Raw genomic sequence first — 19,034 nt, forward strand, 5'->3', positions numbered from 1 at the left:
TCTTCAAGAAGTCGGGGATCTGGGTATTAAGTTTTAAGCTTGAGTTACTTACTATTCACAATTTCGCCCATCGCTACCACAATTTTCCGCTTACCCACATAAGGATTACGTGCGTGAGCCGTGAGCATATTATCGAGCATTAAAATATCGCCTTTCTGCCAAGGGAAAGCAATTTCAGCTTGCTCATAAACAGATGTAACTTCATCAATTACCGATTGTTCTATTGGTGTAGCATCACCGTAATAAACATTTCTTGGGAGATTTTCTTCACCGAACAATGACAACAGAGATTCACGGACTGAAGAATCTAAATAAGCGATATGGTGCAACTGAATTTGATTAAAAAATACCGATTCACCTGTTTTGGGATGTTGAGCGATCGCTTGGCGAATTTCTTTAGTTTTTAATCCTCCATCTGCTTTCCATTCCCACTCAATAGCATTCTGTTTACAGAATTTTTCTACTGCTGCTTTATCAGTGGTGTGAAAGAAGTTTTGCCAACTTACATCTAATCCGTCTGTGTAGTTACGCACATACATTAATCCCTTTTCGGCAAATCTTTCTCTAATTTCAGGATTGAGTAATTGATAAACTTTGCGACAATCAACAATTGGTGTTTCTCCCCGTTCTTGCGCTGGCTGTACACAGTAAAACCATATTTTCATTGGCCATCTGTGCATGTGAGAACTTTCATTGTGAAAGAGAATTGCTTTATCTGCCGGATAAGGTGTAGAACCATAGACTTTACCACCTAAACCTTCCCTGGGTAAATCACCATATTCACCAAATAATTCTGGACAAACAGCTTGAGCAAAGGTTTCAAAATCCGCTACTGAATTGGCGTTAAATCCTCGGAATAGGATAGCACCATGTTTAAACAAATTACTGTCTATAAATTGCTGATTATTTTTAGCCCAATCTATAAAATCCAAATCAGATGTATTGGGTTGACAAACAAGAGGTAAAGTTTCTCCTGGCTGAAGATAATCAGTTTTAACTAATTGTGATTCAGCAAAACTAACAGCTTTTGGCTTAACCTTTTTGAACTTTTGCAAGTTAGCAGACTGACGTTTTGTTTTGTCGGTAATTTGTTTTTGTTTTTCCTCTGGAGTTAGCATATCTAAGGAGTTGATTTTGGTATCTGGTGCGGCGACAATGCTAGTGAGCAGAGTTTGAAAGTGGTTGGATAGACGAGCAATATCTGTTTCTGCAAATAAATCTGTTTTGTATTTCCAGCCAAAAGAAATTTTATGTTCAGTTTCTACCGCAAATAAAGCTAAATCAAACTTAGACTGTCCATCTTCAATTTCCAGAGGATGTAATTTTAAATCAGCAAGCTCAATTTCTGTCGTTGGCGTATTCTGCAAAACAAACAATACTTGGAACAGAGGAGTTTGTTGTAAATTTCGCTCACTTCTTAACTCTTCCACCAATTTTTCAAAAGGTAAATCTTGGTGAGCATAAGCTTGTAACGTGACTTCACGCACACGCTGTAATAACTCTCGGAAACTGGGATTACCGCGCATATCCGTGCGTAAAACCAACAAATTTATAAAGAAACCAATTAGTAATTCTGTATTTGTCTGAGTGCGATTAGCAATATCAGTACCAACCACAATATCATATAGGTTGGTGTAGCGATAAAGTAAAGTTTGTAAACCTGCCAGTAAAGTCATAAATAAAGTTACATTTTCCTGGCGGCTCAATTCTATAATCTGTTGTGATAAATCTTCAGATAATTCAAAATTGTAAGTTGCACCTTTATAACTTGGAATAGCAGATTGTTCACGTTGAATAGGTAACTTTAAGGTTGGTAAATTACCACCTAATAACTGTTGTTTCCAATAGGCTAATTGAGCTTCTAAAACTTCCCCCTGTAACCATTTCCTTTGCCACATAGCGAAGTCAGCATATTGTATCGATAAAGGTGGTAATGGGTTACTTTCACTAGCACAGAAAGCTTCATATAAAGTTGCCATTTCTTGAACTAAAACCCCCATTGACCAAGCATCAGAAATAATGTGGTGCATTGTCAACAGCAGCACATATTCTGTTGCAGATAACTTCAATAAAGTGACCCGTAATAAAGGAGCTTGATTTAAATCAAAGGGTTGTAACTTTTCTGAAGTAGCTATCTCTTCAACTCGGTTAGCTTGCTCAGTTGGTGCAAGGTTTTCTAAATCAATAATCGGCAACTCTAAAGTTAAATTAGGTGTAATAAATTGAATTGGTTTACCTTCAACTGCAACAAAGCTAGTTCGCAAAGTTTCATGTCTTTGCACAACCGCATTGAAACTTTTTTCCAGTGCAGGTATATTCAGTAAACCAGTCAACCGCACAGGAGCAGAAAGATTATATAAAGGACTATTGGGAATTAGTTGACTCAGAAACCACAGACGTTGTTGAGCAAAAGAAAGTAGTAATTCTTCATCCCGTGAAACCACCTGAATAGGAGGATATTCAACCAGAATAGGTGCAGACTTCCTATCAATAACTTCCCCCAGTCCTGCTATTGTTGGCGACTCAAATAAACAACGTAAAGGAATAGTCACATTAAATTCATCTCGAATTCGTGACATTACTTGCGTAGCTAATAGCGAATGCCCACCCAAATTAAAGAAATTATCGTAAATACCCACCTTTTCGACATTTAAAATCTGTGACCAAATTCTGACTAAATTTTCTTCAATAGTATTACGTGGTTTTGCATATTCATTTTCTCTTTTTAGTTGAGATGTATCAGGATTTGGTAATGATTTTCTGTCTACTTTACCATTAGGTGTTAATGGTAATTTATCCAACAACATATAAGCTGATGGAATCATGAACTGAGGCAACTTTGATTGTAGATATTGACGCAGTTTTACGATTAATTCGGAAACATCAACGGATAATTTTGGTACAATATAAGCCACTAATTGCTGATTTCCTGGTACATCTTCCCTAGCAATAACAACCGCTTCCTGCACAGTATAATGTTGTCTAAGGGTAGTTTCAATTTCCCCTAACTCAATGCGAAACCCGCGTAATTTTACTTGATTGTCTATACGTTCCAAATATTCAATATTGCCATCTGGTAAATAGCGAGCTAAATCACCAGTCTTGTATAACTTCTGATTAAAAGTAGAAGATATGAATTTTTCTGTGGTTAATTCTGGGCGATTTAAATAGCCTCGTGATAGTCCTGCACCACCAATATACAACTCGCCCGGTACGCCAATCGGTACAGGCTGTAATTGCTGGTCTAAAATATAAATTTGGGTGTTAGCAATAGGGCGACCAATAGGAATTAAAGATTTTGATAATTTATTAGGATCTACTTGATAAACCGTTGACCAAATAGTTGTTTCTGTTGGGCCATATAAATTCCATAACTCAGCAGATTTTGCTAATAAATTTTCTGCCAAATCATAGGAAAGAGCCTCACCACCACAAAGGATTTTTAACTGTTTACTACCAACCCAACCAGATGTTAATAACATTCGCCAAGTGGCTGGAGTTGCTTGCATCACTGTTGCACCACTAGCGGCAATATTTTGACTTAATTTTTCCCCATCCATTGCTACTTCACGGCTGACTACTACCAGACGTGCGCCACAAATTAATGGTAAATATATTTCCAATGCAGCAATATCAAAGGATATGGAAGTAACCGCCAAAAGGATATCAGCTTCAGTTAATCCAGGCTGATGGCGCATTGATTGCAAAAAATTGACAACACTAGCATGATTAATTTGTACACCCTTGGGTTTACCTGTAGAACCAGAGGTGTAAATAACATAAGCCAGGTGAGAAGAATTGAGATTTTGCGGTTGTGAATTTGGAATTGAATTATTAATTTTTTTCCAATCTGTATCTATACAAATGATTTGACAATGATGATGAGAAATATGATTTAATAATTTGTTTTGAGTCAATAAAAACTTCACTTGAGCATCTTCTAACATTAGAGATAAACGCTCTTGGGGATAAGCTGGATCTAGAGGTACATAAGCACCACCAGCTTTAAGAATCCCCAAAAGTCCTACCACCATTTCTAAGGAACGTTCAACACAAATTCCTACTAAAGTATCTGGTTTAACTCCCAAACTTTGTAAATAAAATGCTAATTGATTACTTTTTTGATTTAGTTCTTGGTAAGTTAACTTCTCCTCACCAAAAACTACAGCCACACTATCAGGCGTTTTTTGTGCTTGTAATTCAATTAGCTGATGAATACAAACATCTTTTTCCCAATCAATTTGGGTATTATTCCAGTCAAATAAAAACTGATTTTTTTCTTCTAATGTTAATAATGATAATTCAGAAATTGTTGCTTGAGGATTATCAACAATGGCAGATAATAGATTGTGGAAATGTGCCACCATTCGCGCAATAGTAGCAGATTCAAATAATTCAGAACTATATTCAAAAGAACCTACTAATCCTGTATCATTTTCAGATAAACATAAATCTAAATCAAATTTTGCTGTTTGATGAGCATCATTATCAAAGTTATTCAACGTTAGTTCTGGTAACTCCAGAGTTTGTGTAGGGGTATTCTGAAGTTGAAAGGCAACTTGAAATAATGGATTATAGTTAAGATGACGCTCTGGTTGTAGTTCTTCTACTAACTTTTCAAAAGGTAAATCTTGATGGGCATAAGCTCCTAATGTTACATCTTTTACACGAGATAATAATTCTGTAAAAGTGGGATGACCAGATAAATCTGAACGCAGTACCAAAGTATTAACAAAAAAGCCAATTAACTTTTCTATTTCTTCTCTATTACGGTTAGCAATCGGAGAACCAATACAAATATCATCCTGACCTGTATAACGATACAATAAAACCTTAAACGCCGCTAATAAAGTCATGAATAAAGTTACACCTTGTCCCCGACTAAGAGAGCGTAATTTTTCAGTTAGCTCATAGGATAAAACAAAATCATAGCTTGCACCTTTAAAACTAGGTATATTAGGTCTAGGTTTATCTGTAGGCAAAGATAGCAAAGAAATATTATTAAGTTGTTTTTTCCAATAATTTAATTGTTTTTCTAATACTTCACCTTGTAACCGCTCTTGTTGCCACACTGCAAAATCTGCATATTGAATTGGTAATTTGGGCAAATATGGTAATTGCTCCCTAGTACAAAAAGCCGGGTAAAGTGTAGCTAATTCTTCCACTAATAAACCCATTGACCAACCATCAGCAATAATGTGGTGTAAAGTAAATAAAAACACATATTCTCTTTGACTTATTTGCAGTAAACGCACCCGTAATAACTGACCAGATTCTAAGTCAAAAGCAGAAAGAGCTTCTTGACTAATTAACTTTTGTGCCTCTTGCTCTGGAAATGTGGATTGACTTAGATCAACTACTGGTATTGTTAACTGTAAAGATGGAGAAATTATTTGGACAGGATGCCCGTCTACAGTTGTAAATGTAGTCCGTAAAATTTCGTGACGCTTAATAATTTCATTTAAGCTTTGCTCTAAAGCTTTTATATTTAGATTACCTTGAAGTCGGACAGCACCGGGAATATTATAAAAAGGGTTCCCTGGCTCTAATTGGTCTAAAAACCATAATCTTTTTTGAGCAAATGATAAAGGAAATGTATTAGAATCCCTGCTTTGGGGTTTGATAAAATTAGTTTTCTTCTGGTTTTGTTGATTAATTTTTTGCAGCAGTAATGCACGTTTTTCAGGGGAAAGTGCGGCGATTTTTTGGGCAATATCAGTCATTTTATTTTCCTGGTTTATTTGTGTAGTTTTGTTGATTGTTTAAAAATAAAAATTAATTTATATATGGGTTCGGTTGAGGTGAAGAAACCCAAGATTTTCACGACTTACGCAAAATATATCTTATGTCCTTTTCTTTGCTAAACAGTGTCGTCATTTTGTAGACTTTGTTGGGTTGCGCTGTCGCTTAACCCAACCTACAGTTTTGACTAAATATTGCTGATTTCTGAATCTGGTAAAATTTCTAATTCTGCTAAAATTTGCTCTAATAATTGACTGTCCGTTTGTTCTATTTGTTTTTCAGCAACAAGCACCACTAATTCCGCAATGGTAGGAGTTGCAAAGATTTGACGTAAAGATAACTCAACTCCCAAAGCGTTATACAACCTAGAAGTGACTTGAGTTAACAGTAAAGAATGTCCACCTAAATCAAAGAAATTATCATGAATACCAACTTTTTCTAACCTTAATACTTCAGCCCAAATTTCTGCTAGGGTTTTTTCTATTTCTGTTTTAGGTGGTACATAAGTGGCTGCTAATTCTGGTTTAACCTGTTCTGGTGCAGGTAAAGATTGTCGAGCAATTTTACCATTTGCTGTTAAAGGTAATGCCTTCAAGAATACATAAACAGAAGGGATCATGTATTCTGGTAATGTTTCTTTGAGGAAGTCTCGCAGTTGATTAGATGTTAACTGACTGTGGTTTTCAGGAACCACATACGCTACTAACTTTTGGTTGTTATATTCATCTGCATTAACTATAACTACTGCTTGTTGAATATCTGGATGTTGAGAAAGTTCAACTTCAATTTCTCCTAACTCAATGCGGAAACCTCTGATTTTTACTTGGTTATCAATTCTGCCTAAAAACTCTAAATTGCCATCAGCGTGATAGCGAACTAAATCACCAGTTTTATATAGACGTTGTGATATTGAGTCATGAAAAGTATGTTGAATAAACTTTTCATTGGTGATTTCAGGATGATTGAGATAACCTCTAGCTACACCAGCACCACTAATATATAATTCACCGGGTACACCAATGGGTACAGGTTGCAATTGTGCATCTAAAACATAAACTTGGGTATTTGCTAAGGGTTTACCTAAAGGTACGGTTTGAGAGTTTGTATCAATCTGTTCAACCTGATAAGTTAATACTCCTACAGTTGTCTCAGTTGGCCCATAATGATTGATAATTATGCACTCAGGATTTAAAGACTGAATCTTTTTAATTAACTCCCAACTGCAAGCTTCTCCTCCTAAAATTAACCGTACTTTTGGTAATAAATCGGCAGCAAATTCAGAAGTTAATAAAGCCTCTAAATGTGCAGGTACAATTTTTAAACAATCAATGGGTTTTTGACGAAAATAATCAGCTAATGCTTCTCCATTCGTTGCACGTTCATTAGAGATGAGATGCAAACAACCTCCGCTACACAAAGCTGGAAAAATAGATGTATTGCCTAAATCTGCTGCTAAGGTGGAAACTAAAGCAAAACTTGCAATTTTAGGCAGGTTTAATCTTTGTTGAATGCTGTAGAGGTAATTGAGAATTTGTCGATGTTCAATTGCAACTCCTTTGGGTTGACCTGTAGAACCGGAGGTATAGATAATATAAGCTAAATTTTCCTCTGTAATCTGGATATTGGGATTTTCAGAATTATGATTACTAATTTCTGCTTGGTTTGTATCTAAATTAATAACAACAGGTGCTGTGAGTGTGGGGTGTTGTTGTTGAATAGCAGAATTGGTTAATAATATTTGTGCTTGAGCGTCTTCTAACCTTGTAAGTAAGCTTTGTGTGGGAAAGTTGGGGTCTAATGGTAAATATGCTCCCCCAGCTTTGAGTACAGCAAGAATGCTAATAATTGCTTCTAAAGAACGTTCTAAGCAAATAGCAACTATGCTTTCTGGTACTACTCCATTTTGTTGCAAATAATGAGCGATTTGGTTAGTGCGGGCGTTGAGTTCTTTGTAGGTAAGTTGTTTATCCTCATAGACAACAGCTATATTATCCGGGTTGATTTTTACCTGTTGTTCAAATAGTTGATGAATGAGCTTATTTTGAGGAAATTCTGTTTGGGTGTTGTTGAATTCATAAATTAGTTGTTGGTAATCCTTTTCTGGGAGAATATTTAACTTGCTAATTGCTGTGTCTGGCTCAGATATTACATTTGCTAATAAAGTTTCAAACTGTGCTGCTACACTAGCGATATTTACCGATGAGAATAAATTAGAATTATAATAAAAATTTAATTGCCAATTACCTTGATTTTCAATACAAGATAGCCTCAGATTGAATTTATCTAAATATGATTCAATTTTATCAATCAACCAATTAATATTTTGATTACTTGGTTGTAATTTTATTTCTTGATAATCAAAACCCACAGCTAAATTATCAAATTTATTAATCTGTTCCCAGTTATAATACTGCTGCCATTGTTTGGCTTCTTCTTTGTTTGCGGCAATCTGTTCTATTAAATTAATAATTGTCTGTTGGTTATCTAATTCAATTGTAATTGGTAAATATTTTGCTAACAAACCCATAGCTGACTCTAATTCTTGATAGGGTCTACCATCAAAAGCTGTACCAATGATTAATTCTGATTCGCTGGTGAGTCTCGAAACTAAAATTAGCCAACAAGCAAAGAATAGATTATCTAACGGAGTTGTAAATTTATCTCCAAAAAGTTTGATTTTTTCTACCAAGCTAGAATTGATTTTTTGACTTAAAATACCTGGTTGATATTCTTGACTAGGAATGGGTTGTTTTTGCCAGGGCAGTTTAAGATTGATGCCAGCAGAAATATCTTGTTGCTGCCAATAATTTTTTCCTAACTCACTATCGCTGCTTGTCAATAGTTCTTGTTGCCATGTAGCAATATCTACATATTGTAAAGGTTCTTCAGTAATTTCAGATGATGCTAAATTATCAGTATATAAACTTTTAATCTCGCTGACTAAATTCTGTAATGATTTTACATCTCCACAAATAGCAGGTAAGGATATCAACAGTAAATGCTGATGAGAAGACAGAGTTAAAATATATGTATTTAATAGAGAATCTTGTGCAAAATTAAAATTAATATTCTTTGATTCTTGAAACAATTCTTTGCACTTTGCTTGTTGGGTTGGTAAATCTAATTGTGAGAGGTTTAATTCTTGATAATATGATGAGTTTTTTGGATTAATGATTTGTAGGGGTAATGTTAATCCAGGTACATTTTTAAAATTAGTACGCAGGATTTCATGACGGTTGACTACTTTCTCAACTGCTAATTTAAAAACTTCCCTGTTGAGATTACCGTCAATTATTACAGACATTTGTACGCGATAATGCTGATTTTTATCCTGTTCTTGTAACTGCCATATATATGTTTGTTGGGGTGATAGTTGATAACCTTCTACTGTTTCTGGTAATGTTTCTATATTTGTATTTTGCATATTTTTGTCCTTTATTTGTTTGGTTTCAAATTACTATAACTACAGGGTTCTGACATACCGACTAGGACTTTTCTATTACCTTTAAATGCTTTGCGTCCGTGGGCAACTTGAACATTATCTAAGAAGAGAATATCACCTGCTTGCCAAGGAAATGTTACTGTTTCTTGTGCATAAGCAGCACGAATTTCTGTTAATGTTTCGGGTTCAATGGGAGAACTATCACCATAATATGTATTATGGGGTAAGTCAGCTTCGGAAAATTCTGATATTAATGCTTGATAAATTCTTGGTTCTAGAGTTGTGACGTGAAAGAAGGCAGCATGATTAAACCAAACTTCTACACCTGTAATTGGATGTTTAATTACTGCTGGGCGTACTTGTTTAGTTCTGAGTCTATCACCTGTTTTCCATTCAAATTCAATGGCGTTATTGTGACAATATTCTTCTACAATCGCTTTATCTAATGTTTGAAAAACATTCTGCCACGTTAATCCAAAACCATCGTTATAGTTACGGACATATAATACTTGTTTATTTATAAACTTATCACGAATTTGGGGAGAAATGCGTTGAAAAATTTTTTGTGTATCAGCTATTGGTGTTTCTCCTCCTGTTTCGGCAGGTTGCAAACAACAAAAGTAAATTTTTTGTGGCCAAGTTAAACAGTATGTACTTTCGCTGTGGAGAAAAATACTTTGTTCGGCTGGGTAATCTGTGGAAGTGTAGATTTTACCGCTAATTTCGTGACGTGGTGATGAACGGTCATTATAACTTATTGGTTCTCCTTTGGATGTGGCTTTGATCAATTGGTCTAATTGTGTGGGTGAATTAATGTTAAAGCCTCGAAAAAGTAAGGCTTTGTGTTTGATTAAAAGTGTGTGGATGGTTTCTTGATTTTGGTTTGCCCACTCTAAAATATTGACGTTGGCTACAGCAGGTTGAATTATTAAGGGTATGAGTTGTTCGTCAGAAAAGTAGCTAGTACGAGTTAACTCTGCTGGGGATATTTTGACAGATTTCCGGCTAATACCTATTTTTTTTAAACTTAAACTGGCTATTTCTTGGTTGTTCATAATAAATTTTCGTTATTTAAAGTATGTTTGAAAAGCCTAAAATCTAACGAAGAACTCCTATCTAAACCTCTCTTGAACCTCTCCCTAACCCTCTCCTCTTAGGAGAGGGGACAGGAATAACTTCTAAGAACGAGAAAAAGATTGACGTTTGATATTCTTTAACATCTTGAGGTTAGTAGATTCTAATTCTTTGGCTTTGTTGGTTTTCTGAGCTTTTTGAGTTTCGTTAAATTTGGCTGCTATTTCATTTAGTGTGAGGTCTGGTGTATTTACAATTTCTGTGAGTAATGTTTGGAAATTATCAGCCATTTGAGTAATTGTGTCAGCAAAGAATAAATCGGTGCTGTACTCGAAACATCCGCTAATTCCTGTTGGTGTTTCGTCCAGGAAAAGCCCTAAATCATATCCGGTTGTGTCGTTGTGAATATCTAATGGTTGTAAGGTTAAGTTGGGTAATTCTAAAGAGCCTAAAGGAGCATTTTGGAGAACAAACCACACTTTAAATAAGGGTAAATTAGTTTGATTTCTGTCTGGTTGTAGTTCTTCTGCAATTTTTTCAAAAGGTAAGTTTTGGTGAGTGTAAGCACCTAATGTTACTTCTCTGATTCGTCCTAATAATTCTCGGAAATTGGGGTTTCTGGATAAGTCTGTACGTAAAACTAAGGTGTTAATAAATAAGCCAATTAATTTTTCGATTTCTTGGCGATCGCGATTCGCTATGGGAGAACCCACCCTAATATCAGTTTGCCCTGAATAGCAGTACAACAGGGTTTTAAATGCTGCTAATAGGGTCATAAATAAAGTTACACCTTCTTGCTGACTCAACTGTTGTAATTGCTTACTTAAATCTAGTGGTAATGAAAAATCTATTTTCTTACCTTGTTGACTACTTTGTTGAGGACGGGGTTTATCTATGGGCAATTTTAAAGGTGGTAAATCTGACCCTAGTTGCTGTTTCCAGTAATTTAATTGTTTTTGTAATTCTTCACCTTGTAACCATTGACGTTGCCAAACTGCAAAATCACCATATTGAATTGCTAACTCTGGTAAAGGTGATGTTTTCCCTTCACAATAAGCTGGATAAAGTGCGGTTATTTCTTCTATCCAAACTCCCATTGACCAACCATCAGAAATGATATGGTGTAGGTTTAATAGCAATATATATTCTGTGCTATCTAGCCATAATAATGTAGTTCTGAGCAGGGGACTTTGCGCTAAATCAAATGGTTGTTTAGCTTCTTGTTTAGCTATTTGTGAAGCTCTTTCGTGTCTTGTTTGTGGATCTAATTCCCGTAGGTCTAGGATGGCTAAATTAACATTGAGTGTAGGACTGATAGCAATTTTAGGTTTTCCTTGGACTATGGGAAATGTTGTCCGTAAGGTTTCATGACGACGAACTATTTCATTAATGCTGTGTTCTAAAGCAGAAATATTTAATTTTCCACTGATTTTTAAAGTGACTGTATTATTATATAGGGCATTATTGGAAGTAATTTGAGACATTAACCAGAATCTTTCTTGAGCAAAAGAAAGGGGTATTTCTCCATCTATTGACACTGGTACAAGGGGAGGAACTTGTAAATTTTGCTGCGTTTTGATTTCTGCTTCTATAGATGCTGATAATTTCCCAATGGTGGGAGATTCAAATAAACAACGCAATGGTAACTCAATTTGAAATGTTTCCCGCACACGGGATATTACTTGAGTTGCTAAAAGTGAGTGTCCACCCAAATCAAAAAAGTTATCGTTAATGCCAATATATGACACACCCAAAACTTGACTCCATATTCCTGTTAATATTTCTTGGATAGGAGTAAGGGCTACTGCATCTTTAGTTTCAGGTTCGGATCTGCCTAAGTCTGGTTCTGGTAAAGCTTTGCGGTCTAGTTTACCGTTGGGTGTGAGCGGTAAGGTATCCAGCAATACAAAAGCTGAAGGAACCATATATTCAGGCAATTTAGACTGCAAATATTGACGCAGTTGTGGGATTAATTCACGGGTTACTTTTGCCTGTAGAGGGTTATTGGCGTAACTGTGCAAAGGACGCTCAGGTATAGGCGCAATATTATTTGTGATTGTCCTTAGTTCTGTTTTGCTGTTGCTTGGCGATCGCTCTAACTGCCATTGGGATACTTGCTGATTTTCAATTTTTGTAGAATCACCTTGATATTGAGGATTTTGGACTACATAAGCTACTAAGCGTTTTTCGCCTAGAGTATCTCCTTTAGCGATGACAGCATTTACTTCTACTCCCGGATGTTGATTGAGGTTAGCTTCAATTTCTCCCAACTCAATGCGGAAACCACGAATTTTAACCTGATGGTCAATTCTTCCCAAACATTCAATCGTTCCATCTGGTAAATAACGAGCTAAATCACCAGTTTTATATAGGTGTGGTGATTTTCCATTTTTAAAGGGATTGAGAACAAACTTTTCTGTGGTTAATTCTGGGCGATTTAAATAGCCCCGTGATAGTCCTGCACCACCAATATGTAACTCACCAGGTACACCAATCGGTACAGGCTGTAATTGCTGATCTAGAATATAAATTTGGGTGTTAGCAATAGGGCGACCAATCGGCACTAAAGACATTGATAATTTGCTAGTTTCTACTTGAGAAACTGTTGACCAAATTGTGGTTTCTGTCGGTCCATATAAGTTCCACAGTTCAGCACCTTTTGTTAATAAATTTGCTGCTAAATCACAGGTCAGAGCTTCACCACCACAGAGAATTTTTAACTGTTTACTACCAACCCAACCAGAGGTTAGTAACATTCTCCAAGTCGCTGGAGTTGCTTGCATGACTGTTGCACCAGTAGCGGCAATATTCTGACTTAATTTTTCCCCATCCATTGCTATTTCACGGCTGACTATTACCAGACGTGCGCCACAAATTAATGGTAGATATAGTTCTAGTGCGGCAATATCAAAAGATATGGATGTCACCGCCAAAAGTGTATCAAATTCAGTTAACCCTGGTTGCTGCCGCATGGATTCTAAGAAATTGACCACACTGCCATGAGCAATTTGTACACCCTTGGGTTTACCTGTAGAACCAGAAGTATAAATGACGTAAGCTAGGTTATTTTCCTTAACGCTACTTAGGGGATTTTCTGAACTGTAATTATTAATATTTTCCCAATCAGTATCTAAACAAATTATATTGGCTGTTGTTTCTGGTAAGTCTCCCAGTAGGTTTTTTGTGGTTAATAATATCGGTGCTTGAGTATCGTTGAGCATGAATGCTAAACGTTCTTGAGGGTAACTAGGATCTAATGGCACATAAGCACCACCAGCTTTTAAAATGCCAAGAATCCCGATTAGCATTTCTAGCGATCGCTCTACACAAATTCCTACTAAAACTTCAGAACCAACCCCTAATTTTTGTAAATAATTTGCCAGTTGATTAGCACGTTCATTTAATTGTTTATAGGTTAGTGAATCACCATCAAATATAACAGCTATATTATCCGGTGTTCTGATGGCCTGTTCCTCAAAAAGTTGATGTAAACACTTATCTTGGGGGTAATCAGCCTTAGTCTTGTTAAACTCTACCAGTAATTGATGTTGTTCTGTTTGAGAAAGCAAGGACAACTCTGATAACCGGGCTGTGGGATTTGTCACCATGCCCGTCAGTAAAGTTTGGAGATGCCCTAACATCCGAGCGATCGCTTGCTGATCAAATCTACGAGTGTCGTACAACAGTTTTAATGTGAGGGCAGCATCTGATACTACTATCAATGTCAGGGCATGATCGGTCTTTTCAAAAAACTGCCCACTTTGTATTTTCAGCCCATCTATCCCCTGAGCTAAAGCCGCATCAACTGGATAGTTCTCCAATACATAGCCAATCTCAAACAAAGACAGACCTCTATTGACATCACTCCATCTTTGTACTTCTACCAAAGGACTATATTCATACTGGATCACCTCGATTTGGTGATTTTGTAACTCTTTTAACCAAGGTAAAAGTAAAGCATCTTCTGTCACTTGCACCCGCAAAGGTAAGGTATTTACAAATAAACCCACCATATTTTCAACACCGGGCAAATTAGGAGGACGACCGGAAGAGGTACTACCAAAAACAATATCAAACTCGCCACTATAGCGACTTAAAAGTATTGTCCAAGCCCCTTGTACCAACGTATTTAAAGTTAATTGGTGCTGTTTTCCTAGACATTGTAAAGCGGTTGTAGTTGCCTTGGATAACTCAATTCTCTGCCAATCATAATCTTCATCTAAACTGGGTAAAATGCCAGGATTTTTATCTAAAAGTAAGGTTGTAGGCTTGTCAAAACCTTTGAGTGTTTTACGCCAAAAAGCCTCTGCTTTAGATAAATCTTGTTGTTGTAACCAATTAATATAATCTCGATAGGGGCGAGGTGAATTTAATTTGACATCTTCACCTTGACAAAATCCTTGATAAAAAGCATAAACTTCTTTAAAAACCAAAGATTCAGACCAACCATCTAATAATATATGGTGACTACTCCACACAAATTCATAAGTATTATCATCCAAACGGAACAAATTTAACCGAATTAATGGAGCTTGAGAAAGTTCAAAGCCACGCTGTCTATCAGCTTGTAAAAAAGCCTCTAACTTTTGTTTTTGTACTTCAGCAGAAAATTCTTGCCAGTCGTGAAAATCCCAAGGAAGCTCTACCTGTTGATATACAACTTGATAGGGTTTTTCTAAATCTTGCCAATAAAATGCAGTGCGTAAAATTGGGTGTCTTTCTACTACCTTTTCCCAAGCTAGTTTAAATGCTGCGACATTAAAATCACCTTCTAAAGTCCAGCAAAACTGCTCAAAATATATCCCAGAATTGGGAGCATAAATTGTGTGGAACAGTAGCCCCTGTTGTAAAGGTGAAAGTTCGTAAATATCTGCTAAATTTGCTGTATTCATATCTTTTTGACCTTTTATTTTTTGACTTTAGTATTGAGTTTATTCAGTAACTTATTGAAATCTTTTTCACCAATTTTGGCAGCAGCAAAATCCGAAGGTGTATAGCTACCCATATCTGGCGATTGACTGCGATTAAGCAAAGATTTTAATGTATTTATAAATCCTTGGGCTAAATTTTCTACCGTACTTTGACGATGTACATTTTGGCTATATGTCCAATCAATTTGGAGACGATTATTAATGACCAAACCATCAATTTCTAACAAATAAGAACGTCTTGCTAAAAGACTTTGCTCAGAACCAATTGCTTCAGTAGCAGGTGTTAAAAGTTGTGAATTATCAGAAAGTTGATTAAATTGACCTAAGTAATTAAAACTCACTTCCGCTTTTGCTAAAGCACTGATTTTTTGAATAACTTCTTCCCTGCCTAAATAACGCAATAAACCATAACCAATACCTTGGTTGGGAATTTGGCGTAGTTGTTCTTTAACAGTTTTGAGGATTTGGATTAAATCAGCATTTTTACCCCAGCTTAAATATACAGGAAATACAGAAGTAAACCAACCTACAGTACGGGATAAATCCACATCTGTAAATAGTGATTCTCGTCCGTGACCTTCTAAGTCAATTAATAAAGAATTTTCTCCCGTCCAGTTAGCAAAAGTTTGGGATAATGCCGTTAACAACACTTCATTAATTTGGGTCTTATAAGCTGAGGGAATCTCATAAAGTAATGTTTGAGTTTCTGATTCACTCAAAGCAATGGATACTTTACCAACAGATTCTACAATATTAATCCCGTTATCAAAATCTACTGGTAAAGCCGAAATTTGTTTTTCACCTGCTGTCAACCAATAATTAATTTCTTGTTCAATTTCTGGTAATTTGGCATGATTTACTAATCGCTGCGCCCAATGTTTATATGCAGTAGTTTTCGCTGGAAATTGAATTGCTTTTCCTTGACTCAATTGAGTGTAAGCTGTTTGGAAATCTTCTAATAAAATCCGCCAAGAAACACCGTCAACTAGCAAGTGATGAATGATAAATAATAATCTGCTAGGTTGGTTTTCACCTAAATTAAACAGAGCAACTTTCATTAAAGGTGCTGTAAACAGGTTGAGGCTTGCTTGTAATTGTTCAGCAATTTTTGTAATTTCTAATGGTTGTTCTATTGCTGATAATGCTGATAAATCAAATTGGATAACTTCTGATGTCACATCATCACCAGCGTTCACCTGTTGCCAACCGGAATCAGTTTTTGTAAATTGTATCCTTAAAGCATCATGGTGGACAAGCAACTGCTGTACAACTTGCTGCACATAATCAGGATTAATAGCTTCTTTGACTATTAATAAATTAGCTTGGTTGTAGTGATGTGGTTGAGAGAAATTTTCTGCAAAGAACCAATATTGAACAGGTGTTAGTGGTAAATCACCTGTAACTAAACCTTGTTCAGCTTGAATTGTTGATTCTGTACCAACAACTGCTGCTAATTCGGCAATTGTTTGATGTTGAAATAGTTGTTTAGGTGTTAATTGTAAACCTTGTTGGTTAGCTTTGGCGACAACTTGAATACTCAGAATTGAATCGCCACCTAAGTCAAAGAAATTATCATAAATACCAACAGATTCTAAACCTAATACTTGAGTCCAAATTTCTGCTAGTGTTTCTTCAGTGGAACTGCGAGGAGATGTAAAACTATTTTCTGTTTGTGTGGTTCTGCGCTCTGGTTTGGGTAGTGCTTTACGGTCTATTTTACCATTGGGAGTTAATGGTAAACTTGGCAAGACCACAAAGAATTGCGGAAGCATATATTCTGGTAATTTGCTTTGAGCAAATGTCCGCAGTTGAGAAATTAATTGTAATTCTTGTTTTTGTTGTAATGGTTGATTTGCGTAAACACTCCAAGATTCAGGATGATGAGAACTATTGACTACTATCTTTTGTTGAATTTCTCCTTGCTTATCTATAGAAATTGGTTTCCAAAAGACTACATCATAAGTACCATTATTACTATTTTCTGACCAATTAATTTTTATTTGATAATCAAGTAAATTAGCCATTTGCCAAAACTCTGGCGGTTCAATTCCAGTATTTACAGAAGTTTTTAATCTTGCTCTTAATTGCTCAACGGTTGTTAATTCATTTGCTGTTTCTAATAATTCTAATGTTTTGAGTTCCTTAAATACACGAGCATTAGGAATTTTGGTAATTTTTAAAGCTGCTATTTGCTTATCAACTAACAACTTATATACATTTTCTATAGAAAATTCTTGCTGCTGCCAATCTAAACAAAGTTGATTTTCATGGGCATTAATTCGATTTCCTAAATGCAAAACTACATCATATTTAAACTGTGTGAGTTCGTTATGATAAATCCCTCCCTTCAATTCCATATCTACAGCACCAATTTGTGGTAGATGCTGTTGTAGAGCAGTGAAGAAATCAGGAGCAATAACTAACTCGTTTTCTGCTTGTAAAGAGTCTTGTATTCGTTTTTTGAACTCGGTGATAGTTAGTTGAGAATCAGCTTGATATAGTTGAACACCAGTATGGAAAGCCTCTAAAAGTGGCAAACTCCGCACACCACCGAGGAAAATAGAACCACCGGGTTTGAGGATGCTAACTGCACGTTCTAAAACACTGACTAAATAATCAATACTGGGGAAGTTTTGAATAATTTCATTGAGGACAATTACATCAAAAGATGCTGGTTCTATTCCCTCTAATTTATCAGCTATACCTTGTACAAGATTGACTTTCGGTAATAGTTCTGGTTGGCGTTTTTCTAATAATTGTTGTAAATATTGTAGAGCAGTTTCGGAAATATCTACACCACAGTAATGCTGACAATGGGGGGTAACTCTTGTTAAAATCAAGCCAGTACCGCAACCAATTTCTAAAACACGCTCAGGTTTCAAAGATAGAATACGTTCTACTGTATTTTCAACACATTCAATAATTTCTGGTTCTGGTATTGGTTGATTTGTATAACGACTTGTCCAAACTCTCAAATTAATTGAGGGGTCTTGATCAGAAAATTGCCAGCTATAAAACTGATCATAAAGTAATTCTAAATCGGCAACATAATCAGTTTCAAAATTATCTTGTTCGGGAGATTGTGGTACTACATAGGCAACTAATTTTTTATCATCAGCTATATCATCTCTTGTGATCACAATGGTATCTTGTACCGATTTATGTTGTTTGATAACTGTTTCAATTTCGCCTAACTCAATCCGAAAACCACGAATTTTAACTTGATGGTCACTGCGTCCAATAAATTCTATATTGCCATCTGGTAAATAACGAGCGATGTCTCCAGTTTTATACAAACGAGTTGATTTTGATGGCTCAAAATAATGTTCAATAAATTTTTCCTTAGTCAGTTCAGGACGATTCAAATAACCTTGTGCTAAACCAATACCAGCAATATAGATTTCCCCAGGAATACCGATTGGTACAGCTTGCAAATGTTGATCAAGTAAATAAATTTGGGCATTATTTACAGGTTTACCAATAGGTGTGTAACGTTGATTTTCTGATGGAGATGGTACAGAATAAAGGGTAGTACAAATAGTAGCTTCTGTTGGACCATATCCGTTGATAATGTGTAATCCGGGAATATGGTTATTAATAGTTTTTAAAGTGCTTTCTGCAATCGGTTCTACTCCTACCAATAACCTTCTTAATGCTAATGTTTCTGGTTGTTGTTTTAACCAATTTACTAACCCAGGTAACATGAAAGGTGGAAGGTAAGCACTGGTAATTTGATGAGTTTGTAACCAGTTAATTAAAGTTTGACTATCAGCACGGATTTCTTCAGGTACTATATGCAGAGTTGCCCCAAATAAAAGGGCTGAGAAAATTTCATAAACTGAAAC

At 35.8% G+C, this 19,034-nt stretch carries 5 protein-coding genes; all 5 read right to left on the reverse strand.

The features are described 5' to 3' along the window. Positions 1-44: 44 nt before the first annotated feature. Positions 45-5,723, reverse strand: coding sequence for a non-ribosomal peptide synthetase (locus tag AACS98_RS20120; RefSeq protein ID WP_066383169.1), 5,679 nt, complete (start codon positions 5,721-5,723; stop codon positions 45-47). 206 nt (positions 5,724-5,929) lie between these two features. Further along, positions 5,930-9,166 (reverse strand): non-ribosomal peptide synthetase, encoded by a 3,237-nt coding sequence (locus tag AACS98_RS20125; RefSeq protein ID WP_066383171.1) that lies wholly within the window; start codon positions 9,164-9,166, stop codon positions 5,930-5,932. A gap of 11 nt (positions 9,167-9,177) precedes the next feature. After that, the gene (locus AACS98_RS20130) at positions 9,178-10,239 is read right to left on the reverse strand and encodes a TauD/TfdA family dioxygenase (protein ID WP_066383173.1); all 1,062 of its coding nucleotides are present in this window, start codon (positions 10,237-10,239) and stop codon (positions 9,178-9,180) included. Between the two features lie 123 nt (positions 10,240-10,362). After that, positions 10,363-15,150, reverse strand: coding sequence for a non-ribosomal peptide synthetase (locus tag AACS98_RS20135; RefSeq protein WP_066383174.1), 4,788 nt, complete (start codon positions 15,148-15,150; stop codon positions 10,363-10,365). A gap of 14 nt (positions 15,151-15,164) precedes the next feature. Next, positions 15,165-19,034: condensation domain-containing protein (locus AACS98_RS20140; protein ID WP_198161167.1), on the reverse strand; the 3,870-nt coding region annotated here is incomplete at its 5' end.

Origin of the sequence: Anabaena sp. CA = ATCC 33047, from assembly GCF_963870205.1 — a bacterium.
In the GTDB taxonomy this organism is placed as follows: domain Bacteria; phylum Cyanobacteriota; class Cyanobacteriia; order Cyanobacteriales; family Nostocaceae; genus Trichormus.

Bases quoted from the DNA above. Each gene is read 5' to 3' on its own strand.
- AACS98_RS20125 (WP_066383171.1), bottom strand. From the start codon at position 9,166: ATGCAAAATACAAATATAGAAACATTACCAGAAACAGTAGAAGGTTAT.
- AACS98_RS20135 (WP_066383174.1), bottom strand. From the start codon at position 15,150: ATGAATACAGCAAATTTAGCAGATATTTACGAACTTTCACCTTTACAA.
- AACS98_RS20120 (WP_066383169.1), bottom strand. From the start codon at position 5,723: ATGACTGATATTGCCCAAAAAATCGCCGCACTTTCCCCTGAAAAACGT.
- AACS98_RS20130 (WP_066383173.1), bottom strand. From the start codon at position 10,239: ATGAACAACCAAGAAATAGCCAGTTTAAGTTTAAAAAAAATAGGTATT.